The sequence below is a fragment of the Enterobacter wuhouensis genome (assembly GCF_035835995.1).
Lineage (GTDB): Bacteria > Pseudomonadota > Gammaproteobacteria > Enterobacterales > Enterobacteriaceae > Enterobacter > Enterobacter wuhouensis.
On the sequence record NZ_CP142124.1, the window covers coordinates 3496181 to 3518234 of the forward strand.

Sequence of the window (22054 nt, forward strand, 5' to 3'; positions counted from 1 at the left end):
CCGTGGCTAAAACCCTTACAGACTCTCGGTAAAGGTACGCGCAATCACGTCGCGCTGCTGTTCTGGGGTCAGAGAGTTAAAGCGTACCGCATAGCCAGAAACACGAATGGTCAGCTGCGGGTATTTTTCCGGATGCTCAACGGCATCCATCAGCGTTTCGCGACGCAGAACGTTTACGTTCAGGTGCTGACCACCTTCCACACGCACTTCCGGCTGCACTTCCATTGGCACTTCGCGGTATTCGATTTCGCCCAGTTTATTTACCGGAACGATTTCATCTTCAGCAAAACCGGCTTTTGCCACTACGCAGCGCGCTTCATTTTTCTCGCTGTCCAGCAGCCAGAAAGAGTTGAGCAGATCGTCATTTGCAGCTTTAGTAATCTGGATACCTGTAATCATGTGTTGCCCCCTTAGGCTACAGTAACTGATGTCGGCCTCTCGCGGCCAATTGGTAAAACCATTGTTGCTTGCGTGTATATATAACACCCAGCCCCTTGCGATTTATTGATTTAAATCAACAAAAACACCAACCACATAAAGAGTGTGGTTTGATTTTATTGTTTTAGATCAATTTCAACACCTTACCAATTCAAAGAAAAACGGACGAATTCAAATTAAATTTAAGGAGTTAGCGCGAATTTGCGCGTGGAATTTTGCTCACCGGACGTTAGCGGGTAAGCTAGGCGCAGAATGAGATTCGCAGGAGAGCGAGATGACAACCCCTTTAACATGGCATGACGTACTGGCCGAAGAAAAAAAGCAGCCCTATTTTGTGAATACCCTGAGCACGGTTGCGGCTGAGCGACAATCCGGCCAGACGATTTATCCGCCACAGAAAGATGTTTTCAATGCTTTCCGCTATACGGAACTGAGCGATGTGAAGGTGGTAATCCTCGGTCAGGATCCCTACCACGGGCCCGGGCAGGCGCACGGTCTGGCATTTTCCGTTCGTCCGGGCGTCGCCATTCCCCCTTCTCTGCTGAATATGTATAAAGAGCTTGAAGGCACGCTTCCCGGGTTTGCTCGACCAAAGCACGGATATCTGGAGAGCTGGGCGCATCAGGGGGTGTTATTGCTGAACACCGTGCTGACCGTACGCGCCGGACAGGCGCACTCTCACGCCAGCCTGGGCTGGGAAACCTTTACCGACAAGGTGATTAGCCTGATCAATGAGCATCGTGAAGGGGTGGTGTTTTTACTCTGGGGATCGCATGCGCAGAAGAAAGGCGCGATTATCGATCGCCAGCGTCACCACGTGCTGAAAGCGCCACATCCGTCGCCGCTGTCGGCACATCGCGGTTTCTTTGGCTGTAATCATTTTGTTCTGGCGAATGAGTGGCTGGAAAAGCGTGGCGAAACGCCGATTGACTGGATGCCAGCGTTACCGGCAGAAAGCGAGTAGGGTTTGAATGTGCCGGGCGAAACCCGGCACGCGTAAGGCTTATGCCTTGTTCTGACGCCACCATTCGGCCAGCAGTACGCCGGTTGCAACGGAAACGTTCAGACTTTCAACGTTACCCGTCCCGTCGATAGAGACGCTCAGATCCGCGCTGGACAGCGCAGCATCAGAGAGACCGTCACGCTCCTGACCTAATACCAGCACCATTTTACGTGGCAGCGCTGCTTTAAACAGCGGTGTACCCGCATGGCTGGACGTGGTCACGATGGAGTAGCCCGCTTTACGGAACTGCTCAATGGCATCCAGAACGCTGTCGCCGGTGATCGGCTGAACGTGTTCTGCACCGCCTTCCGCAGTACGGATTGCCGCACCGGACTCCAGCAGCGCAGCATCCTGCAACAGCACGCCTTTCACGCCAAAGTGCGCGCAGCTGCGCATCATTGCGCCCAGGTTATGCGGGTTGCCCACGTCTTCCAGCGCCAGCACGCAGTCATCGGCTTCCGCCTGGCTGACCCACTGCTGCACGGTCGTCCCGTTACGTTTTTTGATCAGGAAGCAGACGCCGCCGTGGTGTTCGGTGCCGGACGCTTTGGTCAGCTCGGCATCATCCACGACGTGGTAGGCTTTGCGGTTTGCGGCCATCCAGCGCAGCGCTTCTTTAAAGCGCGGGGTCACGCTCTGGATAAACCAGGCGCGAACGATGCACTCTGGGCGGCTCTGGAACAGCGCCTGACAGGCGTTTTCGCCGTACACGCGGGTCTCTTCTGCGCGCTGACGACGCAGCACTTCCGGATCGATAAAGCTCTTACCGCTGATGCCGCCGTGATCGGCCTTTTCAGGCGCTTCTTCGCCAGGAGCGCGAGAAACGGTACGCCACGGGGAAGCGTTATCACGTGAGAAGTCATCGCGCGGACGATCGTCGCGTGGACGGTCATTGCGTGGACGGTCGGTACGCGGACGGTCGTCACGTTTGCGGTCATCACCGCGGGAATTTTTGTCATCGCGGGCGGGGCGACGGCCACCGTCTGCACGAGAAGACGCCGGACGCCCGCCACCTTTTCCGGTACGCGGATTTTGGGTGCGTTTATCAGAGTCATCATCACTGCGGACATACATCACTTTGACCTTGCCGCTTTTGTTTTTCATTTCGTCGTTCATGCTTTTCTCCACCAGCGCTGCGCGAAGCGCGCAGATTACCCGATGTGCAAGCTCATAGCCATTATTTCGTACAAAAGCCTGTGACTATTGTACTCATTGAATAAAACGCGTTGTCGTTTCAAACAGGCTCAATGATAATATGTAACATATTAGAAACATTATCGGCGTTCTGCCGCTGTCCCACGGCTCTATCAGAGGTTAGTTATGAATACCGTATGTGCCAACTGTCAGGCTCTTAATCGCATTCCTGCCGATCGAATGGAAGATGGTGCGAAATGCGGACGTTGTGGCCATGAATTGTTTGATGGCGATGTCATTAATGCGACGGGTGCTACGCTGGACAAACTCCTCAAGGACGATCTTCCTGTGGTTGTCGATTTCTGGGCACCCTGGTGCGGCCCGTGCCGTAACTTCGCGCCAATCTTTGAAGACGTGGCCGAAGAGCGCAGCGGGAAAATGCGTTTTGTTAAGGTGAACACCGAAGCCGAACGCGAGCTCAGCGCGCGCTTTCGCATTCGCAGCATCCCGACCATTATGATTTTCAAGAATGGCGAAGTCATCGACATGCTCAACGGCGCGGTTCCAAAAGCGCCATTTGAAAGCTGGTTAAACGAATCGCTGTAACATTCACGGGGCACATCTTGTGCCCCGCTCCCGCCTCTGCGAAAATACTCTTTTTCCTGCATTTCGCCCATGACTGATAACGCTGTCCTTCAACTACGCGCCGAACGCCTCGCGCGTGCAACACGCCCTTTCCTTGCTCGTGGCAACCGTATCCGCCGCTGTCAGCGCTGTCTGCTGCCGCTTAAAGTCTGTCTATGCGAGACGCTTACCCCAAGTCAGGCAGAAAGCCGTTTTTGCCTGGTGATGTTCGACACTGAACCGATGAAGCCGAGCAATACGGGGCGTCTTATTGCCGATATTTTGCCAGATACCGCTGCGTTTCAGTGGTCGCGCACGAAACCGCCTCAGGCGCTGCTCGATTTAGTGGCTAATCCAGACTATCAGCCGATGGTTGTTTTTCCGGCATCCTATGCGGGTGAACACCGTCAGGTGGTGACTACGCCTTCTTCGGGAAAACCGCCGCTGTTCATCATGCTGGACGGTACCTGGACCGAAGCGCGAAAGATGTTCCGCAAAAGCCCGTATCTTGATGCGCTGCCGGTGATTTCTGTCGATCTGTCACGCGTTTCGGCCTATCGCCTGCGTGAAGCCCACGCTGACGGGCAATACTGCACCGCGGAAGTGGCGATTGCGCTGCTGGATTTAGCGGGTGATACCCATGCCGCCAGCGCGCTGGGCAGCCATTTCACCTGTTTTCGCGAACGCTACTTGGCGGGAAAAACCGTTCATAAGGGCAGCGTCACAGCAACAGAGGCAGAAAGCGTTTAAAATCATCAGGTCGCTAGCATTCACAGGAGACTTGCATGAGCCAGCGAGGGTTAGAAGCGCTATTACGTCCTAAATCCATTGCCGTCATTGGCGCCTCGATGAAACCCGATCGCGCAGGTTATCTGATGATGCGCAACTTGCTGGCGGGCGGATTTAATGGCCCCGTCATGCCGGTTACGCCTGCCTATAAGGCTGTGCTGGGCGTTCTGGCATGGCCGAACATGCAGAGCCTGCCTTTTATTCCTGACCTTGCCGTGCTCTGTACGCATGCGAAGCGCAATCTTGAACTGCTGGCATCACTCGGCGAAAAAGGGTGTAAAACCTGCATTATCCTCTCCTCCCCTCAGGAGCAGCAGGCTGAGCTGCTCGCCTGCGCCAGCCGCTATCAGATGCGCATTCTTGGCCCGAACAGTCTCGGCCTGCTTGCGCCGTGGCAAGGCCTGAATGCGAGCTTTTCGCCAGTACCGATCCGCAAAGGCAAGCTGGCCTTCATCTCGCAGTCCGCCGCCGTCTCGAACACTATCCTCGACTGGGCCCAGCAGCGCGAAATGGGTTTCTCCTACTTCATCGCACTGGGCGATAGCCTGGATATCGACGTCGATGAGCTGCTGGACTTCCTCGCAAGAGACAGCAAAACCAGCGCCATCCTTCTTTATCTTGAGCATATAAGCGATGCCCGTCGCTTTGTGTCGGCAGCCCGCAGCGCATCCCGCAACAAGCCAATACTGGTGATTAAAAGCGGCCGTAGCCCTGCAGCGCAGCGCTTGCTCAATTCGCACTCCGGTATAGACCCCGCCTGGGATGCCGCGATCCAGAGAGCGGGTTTGCTGCGGGTGCAGGATACGCACGAGCTTTTTTCCGCCGTCGAAACGTTAAGCCATATGCGCCCGCTTCGCGGTGAGAAGTTAATGATTGTCAGCAATGGCGCTGCCCCCGCTGCGCTCGCGCTGGATGAGCTGTGGCGGCGCAACGGCAAGCTGGCGACGCTGGGTGAAGAGACGCTTGCGCGTCTGCGTGACGCATTGCCAGGAAGCGTCGATCCCGGCAATCCGCTCGATTTACGCGACGATGCCAGCAGCGAGCGCTATACCCGGGCAATATCCATCCTGCTGGACAGCCAGGATTTTGATGCGCTCATGATTATCCACTCCCCAAGCGCTGCAGCGCCGGGCAGTGAAAGCGCCCGCGCGCTGATTGACGCCGTGCGAAACCATCCCCGCGGTAAATACGTCACCCTGTTAACCAACTGGTGCGGCGAGTTTTCCTCTCAGGAAGCCCGGCGTCTCTTTAGCGAAGCCGGCATGCCAACCTATCGCACGCCGGAAGGTACCATTACCGCCTTTATGCATATGGTGGAATATCGCCGCAACCAGAAGCAGCTGCGCGAAACGCCAGCATTGCCGGGTAACCTGACGGCAAATTCAGTAGACGTTCGACGGCTTTTACAGCAGGCCACCGAAGATGGCGCAACGTCGCTTGATACCCACGAGGTACAGCCCATTCTGGGCAGCTACGGGATGCAAACCCTGCCGACCTGGATCGCCAGCGATAGCGCCGAGGCCGTTCACATTGCGGAGCAAATTGGCTATCCGGTCGCGCTAAAGTTACGCTCACCCGATATCCCCCATAAGTCAGACATACAGGGCGTAATGCTTTACCTGCGTACGGCTGCGGAGGTGCAGCAAGCGGCAGATGCCATTATCGACCGCGTAAAAATGACCTGGCCGCAGGCACGTATCCACGGCCTGCTGGTTCAAAGTATGGCTAATCGTGCGGGGGCTCAGGAGCTGCGGGTGGTGGTTGAACACGACCCGGTCTTCGGCCCGCTCATCATGTTGGGTGAAGGCGGCGTAGAATGGCGGCCTGAAGAGCAGGCGGTTGTCGCGCTGCCGCCGCTGAACATGAACCTTGCACGCTACCTGGTTATTCAGGCGATTAAAAGTAAGAAAATCCGTGGCCGGAGCGCGTTGCGCCCGCTCGATATTGCCGGGCTAAGTCAGTTTCTGGTGAAGGTATCTAACCTGATTGTCGATTGCGCTGAGATCCAGCGGCTGGATATTCATCCCCTTCTCGTTTCTGGCAACGAGTTTACCGCGCTGGACGTCACGCTGGATATTGCACCTTTTGAAGGTGACAGAGAAAGCCGCCTTGCCATCCGGCCATATCCCCTGCAGCTCGAAGAGTGGGTAGAGATGAAAAACGGTGAGCGAGCGCTGTTTCGCCCTATCCTGCCTGAAGATGAACCCCAGCTACGGGCATTTATCGGCCAGGTTACCAAAGAGGATCTTTACTATCGCTACTTTAGCGAAATCAATGAATTTACCCATGATGATTTAGCCAATATGACCCAGATCGACTACGATCGAGAAATGGCGTTTGTGGCCGTGCGGCATACCGAACAGGGTGATGAGATCCTCGGCGTGACGCGTGCCATATCCGATCCGGATAACGTGGATGCTGAATTTGCCGTGCTGGTGCGCTCCGACCTCAAAGGCCTGGGTCTGGGGCGGCGGCTGCTGGAAAAACTTATCAGCTATACGCGCGATCACGGACTGTTACGTCTGAATGGCATTACTATGCCTAACAATCGCGGGATGGTGACTCTGGCGCGAAAACTTGGATTTGACGTTGATATCCAGCTGGACGAGGGGATTGTAGCCCTTTCTCTTAGCCTGAGGTCATCTGATAAACACGAGTAAGCTACTGGAAATGTTACCCACTTTGCACGGCACTGGGGTATCATTGTCCGCTTATGTTGTTTGCATGGTACAGACAACCCTTCAATGAACAGAGAAGAAACGCACTGTGATGTTGTCAAAATTTAAGCGCAATAAACATCAACAACACCTTGCTCAACTACCGAAGATTTCTCAGTCAGTTGATGATGTAGAGTTCTTTTACGCTCCCGCTCATTTTCGGGAGACGCTTCTGGAAAAGATTGCCAGCGCCACGCGACGCATTTGTATCGTTGCGCTGTATCTGGAACAGGATGAAGGTGGGCGCGGGATCCTGAACGCGCTCTATGAAGCGAAACGTCAGCGTCCGGAACTGGATATTCGCGTGCTGGTTGACTGGCATCGAGGCCAGCGCGGACGTATTGGCGCAGCCGCTTCCAATACAAACGCAGACTGGTACTGCCGCACGGCGCAGGAGAATCCTGGCGTCGATGTGCCTGTTTATGGCGTACCGGTTAACACCCGTGAAGCGCTCGGCGTTCTGCATTTTAAAGGTTTTATCATTGATGACAGCGTGCTTTACAGCGGCGCGAGCCTGAATGATGTTTACCTCCATCAGCTCGATAAGTATCGCTACGACCGCTACCATCTGATTCGCAATCCGCAGATGGCCGACATCATGTTCAACTGGGTTGATAAGAACCTGGTTCATGGCCGCGGCGTCAATCGTCTTGACGATCCTAATCGTCCCAAGAGCCCGGAAATCAAAAATGATATTCGCTCTTTCCGTCAGGAACTGCGCGATGCGGTCTATCATTTCCAGGGTGATGCCAATAACGAAGAGTTATCCGTTACCCCGTTGGTCGGTTTAGGCAAGTCCAGCCTGCTGAATAAAACCATCTACCACCTGATGCCGTGCGCAGAGCAGAAACTGACGATTTGCACGCCGTACTTCAATCTTCCTGCCGTGCTGGTGCGTAACATCATCCAGCTGTTACGAGATGGGAAAAAGGTCGAAATTATCGTTGGTGATAAAACGGCAAACGACTTTTTCATTCCGGAAGATCAGCCGTTTAAGATCATCGGCGCTCTGCCCTATCTCTATGAGATTAACCTTCGTCGTTTCCTCAGCCGTTTACAATACTATGTGAATACCGACCAGCTGGTAGTGCGCCAGTGGAAAGATGAAGACAACTCCTACCATCTTAAAGGTATGTGGGTTGATGACGAATGGATGCTGCTGACCGGCAATAACCTCAACCCTCGCGCCTGGCGCCTGGATCTGGAAAATGCCATTTTGATCCACGATCCTAAGCACGAGCTGGCTGTCCAACGCGATCGCGAGCTTGAGCTTATCCGCACGCATACGACGGTGGTTCGTCACTACCGCGATCTGCAAAGCATTGCCGATTATCCGGTGAAGGTCCGCAAGCTCATTCGTCGTTTACGTCGCATCCGTATTGACCGTCTTATTAGCCGCATTCTGTGATGCCGAAGCCCTGTCACTGACGGGGCTTTTTTTATGGAGCCTATGATGCGTATCCCTCTCCTCGTCACCACGCTTGCCCTCACCGGCTGCAGCCATATGGCAAACGATAGCTGGTCTGGTCAGGATAAAGCCCAGCACTTTCTCGCCTCTGCGATGTTGTCTGCGGCCGGTAATGAGTACGCACAACACCAGGGCTATAGCCGGGACCGGAGCGCTGCCATTGGCGTTATGTTTTCTGTCAGTCTTGGCGCGTCGAAGGAGCTCTGGGACAGTCGTCCGGCTGGAAGCGGCTGGAGCTGGAAAGATTTTGCCTGGGACGTAGCCGGCGCAACGACCGGCTACGCCGTGTGGCAGATGGCGCATTATTAAAGACGAATGCCCTTGCCCTTGCGATGCAGCATCAGAGAAACAATGAACGCCAGTGCGCCCATCACGGTGACATACCAGAAGAAGGTCGTTTCGCTTCCCCAGGATTTAAGCGACAGCGCAACATACTCCGCCGATCCGCCAAACAGAGCATTAGCCACCGCATAAGAAAGGCCGACCCCCAGGGCACGGACCTGTGCCGGGAACATCTCCGCCTTCAGGATGCCGCTGATTGCCGTATAAAAACTGATAATAATGAGTGCAACCATGATTAAGCCGAAAGCAGCATAAGGCGAGGTGGTATGCTGCAGCGCGGTTAACAGCGGAACGGTACCCAGGGTGAGCAAGCAGCCAAAAATTAGCATTGAGTTGCGGCGACCAATTTTGTCCGACAGGGCACCGATAATGGGCTGAATCAGCATAAACACCAGCAGCGCTACCGTCATGACCACGCTGGCTACATTGGCATGCATCCCGGTTGTGTTAACCAGATATTTTTGCATATAGGTGGTGAAGGTATAAAAACTCAACGACCCGGCAGCGGTAAAACCTAAAACCATCAAAAATGCTTTACGATTTCGCCATAGCCCTTTCATTGATCCCGCTTCCTTCAGCGACCTGACCTCCTGCTGAGATGTCTCATCCAGCTGTCGGCGCAACCATAGAGCGACAACAGCCAGAGCGGCTCCCATCGCAAACGGGATACGCCAGCCCCAGGCGCGTAAATCTTCGTCGCTAAGAATTTGTTGCAGGATCACGACAACCAGCAAAGCAAGCAGTTGTCCGCCAATGAGCGTCACATACTGGAATGATGCATAGAAGCCTTTTCTCCCCTCAACCGCAACTTCACTCATGTATGTTGCGCTGGTGCCATATTCGCCCCCAACAGACAGGCCCTGGAACAAACGTGCCAGCAAGAGCAACGCCGGTGCCCATGTTCCGATAGTGTCATACCCGGGTAAACAGGCGATCACCAGCGAGCCAACGCACATCATGCATACGGATATGAGCATTGAGGTCTTGCGGCCTCTTCTGTCGGCGATTCTGCCGAACAACCATCCTCCTATCGGACGCATTAAAAACCCGGCGGCAAATACGCCTGCGGTTTGCAGAAGTTGTGTTGTGGTATTGCCGGATGGGAAAAAGATATGCGCAAAGTAGAGCGAACAGAATGAATAAACGTAAAAATCAAACCACTCTACCAGGTTCCCCGATGAGGCCCCAACGATTGCCCAAACTCTTCGGCGGGTGTCCTTGCCTGTTAAATTTGTATTTTCCGTATCTGTACTTGCTACGGTTTCTGTCATTTTAAATCCCCTGTCTCACATTGCGGGCCATTGCCCTCCCACAGTAAAACCGGATTTAAAACGAATCGTTAGGTAAATAAAATGTTTCCAATGTGTTTCATTTGGTTTTGTGAAGTCGATCGGGTATTGAATTATTAGCGCACGTAGTAATTATCCCCACTCGCGCTGGTGCGCTTTTTTTCGACGCAAATAATCATCATCCGCGCGAATTTTATCCCACCATTCTTTAAATACCGCAGCAGCCTCTGCTTTAACCGGATCGTGATCGAGGGGTTTGACGTTACGATCCAGATCGTACTTTTTTCCACCTTTATGATTGGCGTATCGTCGGGCACGGGTATATCCCATCTGTATGAATTTCCTTGCCATGTCCATGCCTACAAAGTCGTTTTGCTGGCGATATTCTTCAAACAGGGCATATATCGCTTTTGCTGAGTGCGCTGCAACGTCTGCGTTTTTGTAACGCCAGTGTGGAAGGATTTCACTTTTATAAGGCTCGACCATCAGCACGCCTTGTTCTCCCCGACCCACCTGGTAAAGTTCAGGATGATCGCGGAAGTTGATGCTGGCAAAATCTTGTTGGTAATCAAATGGACGTATCAAAGCGGCACCGCTGTTAAAATAGTTTTAACAATTGTAGGCCCGCCGGAGTGAAGCTGCCAACGGGACTACATTTTTTCGGCTTATGAATGCAAAAAACCCCGCACCTTTCGGTACGGGGTTCTTCTAATTGATGCCTGGCAGTTCCCTACTCTCACATGGGGAGACCCCACACTACCATCGGCGCTACGGCGTTTCACTTCTGAGTTCGGCATGGGGTCAGGTGGGACCACCGCGCTAAAGCCGCCAGGCAAATTCTGTTAATCTGTATCAAGGCTGAAAATCGTCTCTGTCTCTTCGCCGAAACACCTTCGGCGTTGTAAGGTTAAGCCTCACGGTTCATTAGTATCGGTTAGCTCAACGCATCGCTGCGCTTACACACCCGACCTATCAACGTCGTAGTCTTCAACGTTCCTTCAGGACCCTTAAAGGGTCAGGGAGAACTCATCTCGGGGCAAGTTTCGTGCTTAGATGCTTTCAGCACTTATCTCTTCCGCATTTAGCTACCGGGCAATGCCATTGGCATGACAACCCGAACACCAGTGATGCGTCCACTCCGGTCCTCTCGTACTAGGAGCAGCCCCCCTCAATTCTCCAGCGCCCACGGCAGATAGGGACCGAACTGTCTCACGACGTTCTAAACCCAGCTCGCGTACCACTTTAAATGGCGAACAGCCATACCCTTGGGACCTACTTCAGCCCCAGGATGTGATGAGCCGACATCGAGGTGCCAAACACCGCCGTCGATATGAACTCTTGGGCGGTATCAGCCTGTTATCCCCGGAGTACCTTTTATCCGTTGAGCGATGGCCCTTCCATTCAGAACCACCGGATCACTATGACCTGCTTTCGCACCTGCTCGAGCCGTCACTCTCGCAGTCAAGCTAGCTTATGCCATTGCACTAACCTCCTGATGTCCGACCAGGATTAGCTAACCTTCGTGCTCCTCCGTTACTCTTTGGGAGGAGACCGCCCCAGTCAAACTACCCACCAGACACTGTCCGCAACCCGGATTACGGGTCTACGTTAGAACACCAGCCATTAAAGGGTGGTATTTCAAGGACGGCTCCACGCAGACTGGCGTCCACGCTTCAAAGCCTCCCACCTATCCTACACATCAAGGACCAGTGTTCAGTGTCAAGCTATAGTAAAGGTTCACGGGGTCTTTCCGTCTTGCCGCGGGTACACTGCATCTTCACAGCGAGTTCAATTTCACTGAGTCTCGGGTGGAGACAGCCTGGCCATCATTACGCCATTCGTGCAGGTCGGAACTTACCCGACAAGGAATTTCGCTACCTTAGGACCGTTATAGTTACGGCCGCCGTTTACCGGGGCTTCGATCAAGAGCTTCGCGTTGCCGCTAACCCCATCAATTAACCTTCCGGCACCGGGCAGGCGTCACACCGTATACGTCCACTTTCGTGTTTGCACAGTGCTGTGTTTTTAATAAACAGTTGCAGCCAGCTGGTATCTTCGACTGATTTCAGCTCCACCCGCAGGGGCTTCACCTACATATCAGCGTGCCTTCTCCCGAAGTTACGGCACCATTTTGCCTAGTTCCTTCACCCGAGTTCTCTCAAGCGCCTTGGTATTCTCTACCTGACCACCTGTGTCGGTTTGGGGTACGATTTCGTGTTACCTGATGCTTAGAGGCTTTTCCTGGAAGCAGGGCATTTGTTACTTCAGCACCGTAGTGCCTCGTCATCACACCTCAGCGTTAATAAACGACCGGATTTACCTAATCGTTCCGCCTACATGCTTAAACCGGGACAACCGTCGCCCGGCTAACATAGCCTTCTCCGTCCCCCCTTCGCAGTAACACCAAGTACAGGAATATTAACCTGTTTCCCATCGACTACGCCTTTCGGCCTCGCCTTAGGGGTCGACTCACCCTGCCCCGATTAACGTTGGACAGGAACCCTTGGTCTTCCGGCGTGCGGGCTTTTCACCCGCATTATCGTTACTTATGTCAGCATTCGCACTTCTGATACCTCCAGCAGCCCTCACAGGCCACCTTCAACGGCTTACAGAACGCTCCCCTACCCAACAACGCATACGCGTCGCTGCCGCAGCTTCGGTGCATGGTTTAGCCCCGTTACATCTTCCGCGCAGGCCGACTCGACCAGTGAGCTATTACGCTTTCTTTAAATGATGGCTGCTTCTAAGCCAACATCCTGGCTGTCTGTGCCTTCCCACATCGTTTCCCACTTAACCATGACTTTGGGACCTTAGCTGGCGGTCTGGGTTGTTTCCCTCTTCACGACGGACGTTAGCACCCGCCGTGTGTCTCCCGTGATAACATTCTTCGGTATTCGTAGTTTGCATCGGGTTGGTAAGCCGGGATGGCCCCCTAGCCGAAACAGTGCTCTACCCCCGAAGATGAGTTCACGAGGCGCTACCTAAATAGCTTTCGGGGAGAACCAGCTATCTCCCGGTTTGATTGGCCTTTCACCCCCAGCCACAAGTCATCCGCTAATTTTTCAACATTAGTCGGTTCGGTCCTCCAGTTAGTGTTACCCAACCTTCAACCTGCCCATGGCTAGATCACCGGGTTTCGGGTCTATACCCTGCAACTTAACGCCCAGTTAAGACTCGGTTTCCCTTCGGCTCCCCTATACGGTTAACCTTGCTACAGAATATAAGTCGCTGACCCATTATACAAAAGGTACGCAGTCACCCCATAAAGAGGCTCCCACTGCTTGTACGTACACGGTTTCAGGTTCTTTTTCACTCCCCTCGCCGGGGTTCTTTTCGCCTTTCCCTCACGGTACTGGTTCACTATCGGTCAGTCAGGAGTATTTAGCCTTGGAGGATGGTCCCCCCATATTCAGACAGGATACCACGTGTCCCGCCCTACTCTTCGAGTTCACAGCATGTGTGCTTTCGTGTACGGGAGTATCACCCTGTACCCTGCGACTTTCCAGACGCTTCCACTAACACACAAGCTGATTCAGACTCTGGGCTGCTCCCCGTTCGCTCGCCGCTACTGGGGGAATCTCGGTTGATTTCTTTTCCTCGGGGTACTTAGATGTTTCAGTTCCCCCGGTTCGCCTCGTTAACCTATGTATTCAGTTAACGATAGTGTGTCGGAACACACTGGGTTTCCCCATTCGGACATCGCCGGGTCAAAGGTTCATATCACCTCGCCGGCGCTTTTCGCAGATTAGCACGTCCTTCATCGCCTCTGACTGCCAGGGCATCCACCGTGTACGCTTAGTCGCTTAACCTCACAACCCGAAGATGTTTCACTTCATGATTGCGAAAATTTGAGAGACTCGAACACACCATTAAGGTGTGCCGTTTCAATTTTCAGCTTGATCCAGATTTTTAAAGAGCAAATATCTCAAACGTAACTCACCGAGTTAGTTTTGAGATATCGGTTGGCTGTGTCTTTCACTCACACCCAGCAAGTGGCGTCCCCTAGGGGATTCGAACCCCTGTTGCCGCCGTGAAAGGGCGGAGTCCTAACCGCTAGACGAAGGGGACACGGAGTGTCTCGACTTCGCAGCCGTCTTGCTTCTCTACATTCATCAGACAATCTGTGTGAGCACTACAAAGGCAGGTTCTTTAAGGTAAGGAGGTGATCCAACCGCAGGTTCCCCTACGGTTACCTTGTTACGACTTCACCCCAGTCATGAATCACAAAGTGGTAAGCGCCCTCCCGAAGGTTAAGCTACCTACTTCTTTTGCAACCCACTCCCATGGTGTGACGGGCGGTGTGTACAAGGCCCGGGAACGTATTCACCGTAGCATTCTGATCTACGATTACTAGCGATTCCGACTTCATGGAGTCGAGTTGCAGACTCCAATCCGGACTACGACGCACTTTATGAGGTCCGCTTGCTCTCGCGAGGTCGCTTCTCTTTGTATGCGCCATTGTAGCACGTGTGTAGCCCTACTCGTAAGGGCCATGATGACTTGACGTCATCCCCACCTTCCTCCAGTTTATCACTGGCAGTCTCCTTTGAGTTCCCGGCCTAACCGCTGGCAACAAAGGATAAGGGTTGCGCTCGTTGCGGGACTTAACCCAACATTTCACAACACGAGCTGACGACAGCCATGCAGCACCTGTCTCAGAGTTCCCGAAGGCACCAAAGCATCTCTGCTAAGTTCTCTGGATGTCAAGAGTAGGTAAGGTTCTTCGCGTTGCATCGAATTAAACCACATGCTCCACCGCTTGTGCGGGCCCCCGTCAATTCATTTGAGTTTTAACCTTGCGGCCGTACTCCCCAGGCGGTCGACTTAACGCGTTAGCTCCGGAAGCCACGCCTCAAGGGCACAACCTCCAAGTCGACATCGTTTACGGCGTGGACTACCAGGGTATCTAATCCTGTTTGCTCCCCACGCTTTCGCACCTGAGCGTCAGTCTTTGTCCAGGGGGCCGCCTTCGCCACCGGTATTCCTCCAGATCTCTACGCATTTCACCGCTACACCTGGAATTCTACCCCCCTCTACAAGACTCTAGCCTGCCAGTTTCGAATGCAGTTCCCAGGTTGAGCCCGGGGATTTCACATCCGACTTGACAGACCGCCTGCGTGCGCTTTACGCCCAGTAATTCCGATTAACGCTTGCACCCTCCGTATTACCGCGGCTGCTGGCACGGAGTTAGCCGGTGCTTCTTCTGCGAGTAACGTCAATTGCTGAGGTTATTAACCTCAACACCTTCCTCCTCGCTGAAAGTACTTTACAACCCGAAGGCCTTCTTCATACACGCGGCATGGCTGCATCAGGCTTGCGCCCATTGTGCAATATTCCCCACTGCTGCCTCCCGTAGGAGTCTGGACCGTGTCTCAGTTCCAGTGTGGCTGGTCATCCTCTCAGACCAGCTAGGGATCGTCGCCTAGGTGAGCCGTTACCCCACCTACTAGCTAATCCCATCTGGGCACATCTGATGGCAAGAGGCCCGAAGGTCCCCCTCTTTGGTCTTGCGACGTTATGCGGTATTAGCTACCGTTTCCAGTAGTTATCCCCCTCCATCAGGCAGTTTCCCAGACATTACTCACCCGTCCGCCGCTCGTCACCCAGGAGCAAGCTCCCTGTGCTACCGCTCGACTTGCATGTGTTAGGCCTGCCGCCAGCGTTCAATCTGAGCCATGATCAAACTCTTCAATTTAAGTTTGATGCTCGTGAATTAAACTTCGTAATGAATTACGTATGTTCACTCAGAGACTTGGTATTCATTTTTCGTCTTGCGACGTTAAGAATCCATGTCACTTTGAGTGCCCACACAGATTGTCTGATAAATTGTTAAAGAGCAGTGCCGCTTCGCTTTTCTCAGCGGCGCGGGGTGTGCATATTACGCTTCCCCGCTACAGAGTCAAGTGTTAAATTCGCTTTTCTCCGTTGACCCGGCGGCCTGTAAGCCGTTGTTCCGTGTCAGTGGAGGCGCATTATAGGGCGTTATTCTGAAGCCGCAAGGATAAAGTGAAAATTATTTACTGACTGCTCACTTTCCAGGCAAATCACCTTCCGAACCTCAATTTTCGCCTGGTTTTTAAACAAAAACGAGCCGCAAGCGGCCCGTTTTTGCATTTTGTGACTTACTGCACTGCCACAATGCGATCGTTGTTGGCTTCGAGACGGATAACTTTGCCAGGAATCAGCTCCCCGGAAAGGATCTGCTGCGCCAGCGGGTTTTCGATCTGCTGCTGGATAGCGCGTTTCAATGGACGCGCCCCATACACCGGATCGTAACCATTCTCGCTTAGCAACTTCAGCGCATCGTCAGAGATGTGGATTTCATATCCCCGATCTTCCAGACGTTTATACAGACGCTGCAGCTGGATTTGAGCAATCGACGCAATGTGTTTCTCACCCAGAGGATGGAACACCACCACTTCATCAATACGGTTGATGAACTCCGGACGGAAGTTTTGGCTAACTACACCGAGCACCAAATCTTTCATATGACCGTAATCCAGTTCACCGAAACGTTCCTGAATCAAATCGGAACCCAGGTTAGAGGTCATAATGACAACCGTGTTACGGAAGTCGACCGTTCTCCCCTGGCCGTCCGTCAGACGACCGTCATCAAGAACCTGCAGCAGAATGTTGAACACATCCGGGTGCGCTTTTTCCACTTCATCCAGCAGGATGACGGAATAAGGACGACGACGGACCGCTTCCGTCAGATAGCCACCTTCTTCATAGCCGACATATCCCGGAGGCGCACCGACCAGACGCGAGACGGAGTGTTTCTCCATAAACTCGGACATATCAATGCGCACCATCGCGTCGTCGCTGTCGAACATAAAGTTAGCCAGCGCTTTACACAGCTCGGTCTTACCGACACCGGTTGGCCCGAGGAACAGGAACGAACCAATTGGGCGATTCGGGTCAGACAGCCCGGCACGGCTACGGCGGATAGCGTTGGAAACCGCTTCAACCGCCTCGTTCTGGCCAATAACGCGGTTATGCAGATCCTGCTCCATGCGCAGCAGTTTTTCGCGTTCGCCTTCCAGCATGCGCGCCACAGGAATACCGGTCCAGCGGGCAAGCACTTCAGCAATTTCGGCATCCGTCACTTTATTACGCAACAGACGCATCGTTTTGCCTTCGGACTGCGTCGCAATCTCAAGCTGTTTCTCCAGCTCAGGAATTTTGCCGTACTGCAGCTCGGACATCCGCGCCAGATCGCCAACGCGACGCGCCTGCTCAATGGCAATCTTTGCCTGTTCCAGTTCTGATTTGATCGTCTGGGTGCCAGAAAGAGAAGCTTTCTCCGCTTTCCACTCTTCTTCTAACTCAGAGTACTGACGCTCTTTATCGTCCAGCTCTTCGTTCAGCATATCCAGGCGTTTCTTACTGGCTTCATCAGACTCTTTCTTCAGCGCCTGCTGTTCCAGCTTGAGCTGAATGATACGACGGTCGAGTCGGTCCAGCTCTTCCGGCTTTGAGTCAATCTGCATACGAATGCTGGATGCAGCTTCATCAATAAGGTCGATGGCTTTATCCGGCAGCTGGCGGTCAGCAATATAGCGATGCGAAAGCGTCGCCGCAGCCACGATAGCCGGGTCAGTGATCTGCACATGGTGGTGCAGCTCATAGCGTTCTTTCAGACCACGCAGGATTGCGATGGTGTCTTCAACGCTTGGCTCAGCAACATACACTTTCTGGAAACGACGTTCCAGCGCGGCATCTTTCTCAATGTACTGACGATACTCATCAAGCGTAGTGGCACCGACGCAGTGAAGCTCACCGCGCGCCAGCGCCGGTTTCAGCATGTTCCCGGCATCCATCGCGCCGTCCGCTTTACCCGCACCGACCATGGTATGCAGTTCGTCGATAAACAGGATAACATTGCCTTCCTGCTTCGCCAGGTCGTTAAGCACGCCTTTGAGACGCTCTTCGAACTCGCCGCGGTATTTCGCACCGGCCACCAGCGCGCCCATGTCCAGCGCCAGCACGCGGCGGCCTTTCAGCCCTTCCGGCACCTCACCGTTAACGATACGCTGCGCCAGGCCTTCAACGATGGCGGTTTTACCGACACCCGGTTCACCAATCAGCACAGGGTTATTTTTGGTACGGCGCTGCAGCACCTGGATGGTACGGCGAATTTCTTCATCACGACCGATAACCGGGTCAAGTTTGCCCTGTTCAGCACGCTCGGTCAGATCGACCGTAAATTTCTTCAAAGCCTGACGTTGGTCTTCGGCTCCCTGATCGTTCACGCTTTCACCTCCGCGCATGTTCTCAATCGCCTGAGTCACGTTGGCGGTGGTCGCACCGGCAGTTTTCAGCAGGTCGGTCAAGGTACCGCGTGATTCAAGCGCCGCCAGAACAAAAAGCTCCGACGAAATAAAGTTGTCCCCACGTTTTTGCGCCAGCTTGTCGCAAAGGTTCAGCACGCGCACCAGATCCTGGGACGGCTGGACGTCGCCGCCGGTACCTTCTACCTGCGGTAAACGGCTCAGCGCCTGATCGATAGCTGTACGCAGCTGGCCAGCATTGATGCCAGCGGACGTTAATAAAGGACGTACCGATCCCCCTTCCTGATTCAGCAAGGCGCTCATTAAATGAAGAGGTTCGATGAATTGGTTGTCGTGCCCCAGTGCGAGAGACTGGGCATCGGCGAGAGCAAGCTGGAATTTATTAGTAAGACGATCCAGACGCATAACTCCTCCCATAACAGGTCAAATTTGCTACTGGAGATTAAATGAGGTCATCCCTCAATTATTCAAGGTTAATGACCTGAATTATGTGAAAAGAAAACGGCACGTGCCGGATCGTCTTGATTCTTTAGGTTATATCAGCCAAATGAAACTTGCCATACGACCCGTCGTCTTGTCGCGGCGATAGGAGAAAAAATCACCCTTTTCGGTGAAGGTGCAGCGATCGCCGCCGAAGATCTGCGTCACGCCGACATTATTCAGGCGCTGGCGCGCAAGCTGGTAAATATTGGCCAGGTATTTCTCCCCGGACGGGAGGAAAGCATCCGCTGCCTGCGGATCTTTTTCCATAAATGCTTCACGGACCTCTGGTCCCACTTCAAATGCTCGGGGGCCAATGGCCGGGCCGAGCCAGGCGATGATATTGTCTGGCTCATCGTTAAAGCAGGCGACAGTCTCTTCCAGCACACCTTCACACAGACCGCGCCAGCCCGCATGGGCTGCCGCCACTTCAGTGCCCGCACGGTTACAGAACAGAACCGGCAGGCAGTCAGCGGTCATCACGGCGCACACCGTTCCCGGCGTGTTGCTGTAGGAAGCATCGGCACGTTTAGACGCATAGGGCTCCCCCGACAGCGTCAATACATCCTTGCCGTGAACCTGCTCAAGCCAGACCGGTTTCGACGGTAGCTTGCCCGCAGCAAACAGACGTTTACGGTTTTCTTCAACGTGTTCCAGGCTGTCACCGCAGTGCGCGCCGAGGTTCAACGACTCCCACGCCCCCTGGCTCACACCGCCAATTCGGGTCGAACTGCAGGCTGCCACACCTTCAGGCAGCGGCCACTCCGGGACAATCAGTTTGGTCATAACCAGTCCACGTGATCCTTATGTTCTTCAAAATCAGCGCGCAGCGCTTCGATAAGCTCCACCATATCCTGTGGGATCGGCGCATGCCACTCCATCTGAATACCGGAGATTGGGTGGTAAAGCCTCAGCATGGTTGCATGCAGCGCCTGACGATCGAATTTACGCAGAACGCTAATGAATGCTTCCGATGCGCCTTTTGGCGGACGCGGACGACCACCATACACCTGGTCACCCACCAGCGGATGAGTGATATGTGCCATATGAACACGGATCTGGTGCGTACGCCCCGTCTCCAGACGCAACCGCAGACGCGTGTGAATGCGGAAATGCTCCATAATGCGGTAATGCGTCACCGCCGGTTTCCCCATGGGATGCACCGACATATGGGTACGTTTGGTTGGATGACGGCTGATCGGCTCTTCAACCGTGCCGCCAGAGGTCATATGACCGATCGCTACCGCTTCATACTCACGCGTAATTTCGCGCAGCTGCAGCGATTCCACCAGACGAGTCTGAGCAGGAACGGTCTTCGCCACTACCATAAGGCCGGTCGTGTCTTTATCCAGACGGTGCACAATCCCGGCACGCGGTACGTCCACGATCGGCGGATAATAATGGAGAAGCGCGTTAAGTACCGTACCGTCAGGATTTCCCGCGCCCGGGTGAACCACAAGGCCACGAGGCTTGTTGATCACCAGAATGTCATCATCCTCATAGACGATGTCCAGCGGGATGTCCTGCGGCTCGAAGCGGATTTCCTCTTCGATTTCAGCATTGATGGCGACAGCTTCCCCACCTAACACTTTCTCTTTTGGTTTGTCCCAGATCTTGCCGTTTACCAGCACGCGCTGGTCAAGGATCCATTCTTTTATACGTGAACGCGAATAATCAGGGAACAATTCGGCCAAAGCCTGATCTAAGCGTTGACCGAGCTGATTTTCGGAGACTGTTGCGGTGAGTTCTACTCGTTGTGCCATAAACTGCTTCTTCGTTTAACGTTGGGTTTTACGGCTTCGCCGTTTAATATAGTGTGCTATTGTAGCTGGTCTTAATCGGGAGCAGGAACAGAGTTTCTCCCGGACAAACATTTGAGGAAAGTCAAAACGTCATGACGCGCATGAAATATCTGGTGGCAGCGGCCACGTTGAGCCTGGCTTTGGTGGGCTGCTCCGGTTCAAATGAACAGGTCCCTGACAATCCGCCGAATGAAATCTATGCGACTGCACAACAAAAGTTGCAGGACGGTAACTGGAAACAGGCGATAACGCAACTGGAAGCGCTGGATAATCGCTATCCATTTGGCCCTTACTCGCAGCAGGTGCAGTTAGATCTCATCTACGCCTATTATAAAAATGCCGATCTGCCGCTGGCTCAGGCAGCCATCGATCGCTTCATGCGTCTGAACCCGACCCATCCTAACATCGATTACGTGATGTATATGCGCGGTCTGACTAACATGGCGCTGGATGACAGTGCTCTGCAGGGCTTCTTCGGCGTGGATCGTTCCGACCGTGACCCGCAGCACGCGCGTGATGCCTTCAATGACTTCTCCAAGCTGGTGCGCGGCTACCCGAACAGTCAGTACATTACCGACGCCACCAAGCGTCTTGTGTTCCTGAAAGATCGTCTGGCGAAATACGAATACTCTGTGGCGGAATACTATACCCGCCGTGGTGCATGGGTTGCGGTCGTTAACCGTGTAGAAGGTATGCTGCGCGATTACCCGGATACCCAGGCAACGCGCGATGGCCTGAAGCTGATGGAAAATGCTTATCGTCAGATGCAGATGACGTCTCAGGCTGAAAAAGTGGCGAAAATCATTGCCGCAAACAGCAGCAACACCTGATATTGCCTCAATGCAAAACGGCAGCCCGAAGGCTGCCGTTTTTTTATTCATTTTAGAGCGTCGCTGAAGGGCGTTAGCCTCAACACATCCAGTCAACTATGGCCCCAATTTTTGCCTTCGACAAGGTAAATCTCACCTCTTCCTGCCCTTCCTCACAAAAAAGATTCCCTGACAAAAACCGACAAAATAACGTGATCTAAATCACACATTTTGACATTAGGTCGGGTATGCTGGAATCACCAAGACGGAAAGACAAGAGGTAAAATTTATGACAATGAACATTACCAGTAAACAAATGGAAATTACTCCGGCAATCCGCCAGCACGTCGCAGACCGTCTCGCCAAACTGGATAAATGGCAAACTCATTTGATTAATCCACATATCATCCTGTCCAAGGAGCCGCAGGGTTTCATCGCTGACGCAACTATCAATACTCCAAACGGCCATCTGGTCGCCAGCGCAAAACACGAGGATATGTACACCGCTATTAACGATTTGATCAACAAGCTGGAACGGCAGCTCAATAAAGTGCAACACAAAGGTGAAGCCCGTCGCGCCGCAACATCGGTGAAAGACGCCAGCTTCGCGGAAGAAGTTGAAGAAGAGTAATCCTTTAAATTGAGTGTACCGCCAACGCGCCTTCGGGCGCGTTTTTTGTTTTTTATTGACAGGGTGAAAACAGTACGGGTACTTTAACGGTATCAATCACAGGATGACCTTATGAAACACACGCCGTTCTTCTTCGCATTCTTTTTTACCTTCCCCTGACCGGGAGGCGTTTCGTCGTGTGATAAAGAATGCGAAGACGAACAACAAGGCCTCCCACTCCGGGGGGCCTTTTTTATT

Annotated in this window: 16 protein-coding genes, 1 tRNA gene, 3 rRNA genes and 1 other annotated feature; of the genes, 9 read left to right on the forward strand and 11 right to left on the reverse strand. The window is 53.4% G+C overall.

Going from position 1 to position 22054, the window contains the following annotated elements; genetic code table 11:
- Positions 1–15 precede the first annotated feature (15 nt).
- A complete protein-coding gene (gene grcA / locus VPX56_RS16635) occupies positions 16–399 on the reverse strand; it encodes an autonomous glycyl radical cofactor GrcA (RefSeq protein WP_029741127.1) in 384 nt (127 codons plus the stop codon).
- 313 nt (positions 400–712) lie between these two features.
- Here grcA and ung point away from each other — a divergent pair, with 313 nt between their 5' ends.
- Positions 713–1402: a uracil-DNA glycosylase gene (gene ung / locus VPX56_RS16640; RefSeq protein ID WP_326467751.1), complete on the forward strand. Its 690-nt coding sequence runs from the start codon at positions 713–715 to the stop codon at positions 1400–1402.
- Between the two features lie 39 nt (positions 1403–1441).
- On the opposite strand, the gene VPX56_RS16645 is transcribed toward ung, so the two are convergent.
- Positions 1442–2557 carry a tRNA/rRNA methyltransferase gene (locus tag VPX56_RS16645; protein ID WP_326467753.1) on the reverse strand — a complete coding sequence of 372 codons (1116 nt, stop codon included), beginning with the start codon at positions 2555–2557 and terminating at the stop codon, positions 1442–1444.
- Positions 2558–2761: 204 nt separating this feature from the next.
- On the opposite strand from VPX56_RS16645, the gene trxC reads away from it, so the two are divergent.
- From trxC to VPX56_RS16675, 5 genes are all read left to right on the forward strand, one after another.
- Positions 2762–3181: a thioredoxin TrxC gene (gene trxC, locus VPX56_RS16650; protein ID WP_131635888.1), complete on the forward strand. Its 420-nt coding sequence runs from the start codon at positions 2762–2764 to the stop codon at positions 3179–3181.
- Between the two features lie 69 nt (positions 3182–3250).
- A complete protein-coding gene (tapT, locus tag VPX56_RS16655; RefSeq protein WP_326467756.1) occupies positions 3251–3949 on the forward strand; it encodes a tRNA-uridine aminocarboxypropyltransferase in 699 nt (232 codons plus the stop codon).
- Between the two features lie 35 nt (positions 3950–3984).
- Positions 3985–6648: a bifunctional acetate--CoA ligase family protein/GNAT family N-acetyltransferase gene (locus VPX56_RS16660; RefSeq protein WP_326467758.1), complete on the forward strand. Its 2664-nt coding sequence runs from the start codon at positions 3985–3987 to the stop codon at positions 6646–6648.
- A 109-nt stretch (positions 6649–6757) separates the two neighbouring features.
- The gene (gene pssA / locus VPX56_RS16670; RefSeq protein WP_326472091.1) at positions 6758–8113 is read left to right on the forward strand and encodes a CDP-diacylglycerol--serine O-phosphatidyltransferase; all 1356 of its coding nucleotides are present in this window, start codon (positions 6758–6760) and stop codon (positions 8111–8113) included.
- Positions 8114–8158: 45 nt separating this feature from the next.
- Entirely contained in the window at positions 8159–8482 is a 324-nt protein-coding gene (locus VPX56_RS16675) for a YfiM family lipoprotein (RefSeq protein WP_263611649.1), read from the forward strand.
- Here VPX56_RS16675 and VPX56_RS16680 read toward each other — a convergent pair.
- From VPX56_RS16680 to rluD, 9 genes are all read right to left on the reverse strand, one after another.
- A complete protein-coding gene (locus VPX56_RS16680) occupies positions 8479–9786 on the reverse strand; it encodes an MFS transporter (protein ID WP_131635892.1) in 1308 nt (435 codons plus the stop codon). The genes VPX56_RS16675 and VPX56_RS16680 overlap by 4 nt on opposite strands.
- Positions 9787–9936: 150 nt before the next feature.
- The gene (locus tag VPX56_RS16685) at positions 9937–10389 is read right to left on the reverse strand and encodes a DUF4385 domain-containing protein (protein ID WP_326467761.1); all 453 of its coding nucleotides are present in this window, start codon (positions 10387–10389) and stop codon (positions 9937–9939) included.
- Between the two features lie 132 nt (positions 10390–10521).
- A 5S ribosomal RNA gene (gene rrf, locus VPX56_RS16690) occupies positions 10522–10637 on the reverse strand.
- Positions 10638–10707: 70 nt separating this feature from the next.
- Positions 10708–13613, reverse strand: a 23S ribosomal RNA gene (locus VPX56_RS16695).
- 184 nt (positions 13614–13797) lie between these two features.
- A tRNA-Glu gene (locus VPX56_RS16700) sits at positions 13798–13872 on the reverse strand.
- A gap of 87 nt (positions 13873–13959) precedes the next feature.
- Positions 13960–15499, reverse strand: a 16S ribosomal RNA gene (locus VPX56_RS16705).
- The 16S, 23S and 5S rRNA genes sit together here with 1 tRNA gene alongside, the layout of an rRNA operon.
- Before the next feature lie 427 nt (positions 15500–15926).
- Complete coding sequence (gene clpB, locus VPX56_RS16710; RefSeq protein WP_326467763.1) at positions 15927–18500, reverse strand: ATP-dependent chaperone ClpB; 2574 nt, start codon at positions 18498–18500, stop codon at positions 15927–15929.
- Positions 18501–18629: 129 nt separating this feature from the next.
- Positions 18630–19361: a purine nucleoside phosphorylase YfiH gene (gene yfiH / locus VPX56_RS16715; protein WP_326467765.1), complete on the reverse strand. Its 732-nt coding sequence runs from the start codon at positions 19359–19361 to the stop codon at positions 18630–18632.
- A complete protein-coding gene (gene rluD / locus VPX56_RS16720; protein WP_326467767.1) occupies positions 19358–20338 on the reverse strand; it encodes a 23S rRNA pseudouridine(1911/1915/1917) synthase RluD in 981 nt (326 codons plus the stop codon). The genes yfiH and rluD overlap by 4 nt, the downstream gene beginning before the upstream one ends.
- Positions 20339–20469: 131 nt before the next feature.
- On the opposite strand from rluD, the gene bamD reads away from it, so the two are divergent.
- The 3 genes from bamD (at position 20470) to pheL (ending at position 21976) form a co-directional block, all read left to right on the forward strand.
- On the forward strand, positions 20470–21207 hold the full coding sequence (gene bamD / locus VPX56_RS16725; RefSeq protein WP_131635726.1) for an outer membrane protein assembly factor BamD: 738 nt from the start codon (positions 20470–20472) through the stop codon (positions 21205–21207).
- Positions 21208–21475: 268 nt separating this feature from the next.
- The gene (gene raiA / locus VPX56_RS16730; protein WP_003863162.1) at positions 21476–21817 is read left to right on the forward strand and encodes a ribosome-associated translation inhibitor RaiA; all 342 of its coding nucleotides are present in this window, start codon (positions 21476–21478) and stop codon (positions 21815–21817) included.
- A gap of 110 nt (positions 21818–21927) precedes the next feature.
- Positions 21928–22053: a sequence feature (Phe leader region), on the forward strand.
- The gene (gene pheL, locus VPX56_RS16735) at positions 21929–21976 is read left to right on the forward strand and encodes a pheA operon leader peptide PheL (RefSeq protein WP_001386991.1); all 48 of its coding nucleotides are present in this window, start codon (positions 21929–21931) and stop codon (positions 21974–21976) included. It overlaps the preceding feature by 48 nt.
- Position 22054: the final 1 nt, after the last annotated feature.

Bases quoted from the DNA above. Each gene is read 5' to 3' on its own strand.
- grcA (WP_029741127.1), bottom strand. From the start codon at position 399: ATGATTACAGGTATCCAGATTACTAAAGCTGCAAATGACGATCTGCTC.
- ung (WP_326467751.1), top strand. From the start codon at position 713: ATGACAACCCCTTTAACATGGCATGACGTACTGGCCGAAGAAAAAAAG.
- VPX56_RS16645 (WP_326467753.1), bottom strand. From the start codon at position 2,557: ATGAACGACGAAATGAAAAACAAAAGCGGCAAGGTCAAAGTGATGTAT.
- trxC (WP_131635888.1), top strand. From the start codon at position 2,762: ATGAATACCGTATGTGCCAACTGTCAGGCTCTTAATCGCATTCCTGCC.
- tapT (WP_326467756.1), top strand. From the start codon at position 3,251: ATGACTGATAACGCTGTCCTTCAACTACGCGCCGAACGCCTCGCGCGT.
- VPX56_RS16660 (WP_326467758.1), top strand. From the start codon at position 3,985: ATGAGCCAGCGAGGGTTAGAAGCGCTATTACGTCCTAAATCCATTGCC.
- pssA (WP_326472091.1), top strand. From the start codon at position 6,758: ATGTTGTCAAAATTTAAGCGCAATAAACATCAACAACACCTTGCTCAA.
- VPX56_RS16675 (WP_263611649.1), top strand. From the start codon at position 8,159: ATGCGTATCCCTCTCCTCGTCACCACGCTTGCCCTCACCGGCTGCAGC.
- VPX56_RS16680 (WP_131635892.1), bottom strand. From the start codon at position 9,786: ATGACAGAAACCGTAGCAAGTACAGATACGGAAAATACAAATTTAACA.
- clpB (WP_326467763.1), bottom strand. From the start codon at position 18,500: ATGCGTCTGGATCGTCTTACTAATAAATTCCAGCTTGCTCTCGCCGAT.
- yfiH (WP_326467765.1), bottom strand. From the start codon at position 19,361: ATGACCAAACTGATTGTCCCGGAGTGGCCGCTGCCTGAAGGTGTGGCA.
- rluD (WP_326467767.1), bottom strand. From the start codon at position 20,338: ATGGCACAACGAGTAGAACTCACCGCAACAGTCTCCGAAAATCAGCTC.
- bamD (WP_131635726.1), top strand. From the start codon at position 20,470: ATGACGCGCATGAAATATCTGGTGGCAGCGGCCACGTTGAGCCTGGCT.
- raiA (WP_003863162.1), top strand. From the start codon at position 21,476: ATGACAATGAACATTACCAGTAAACAAATGGAAATTACTCCGGCAATC.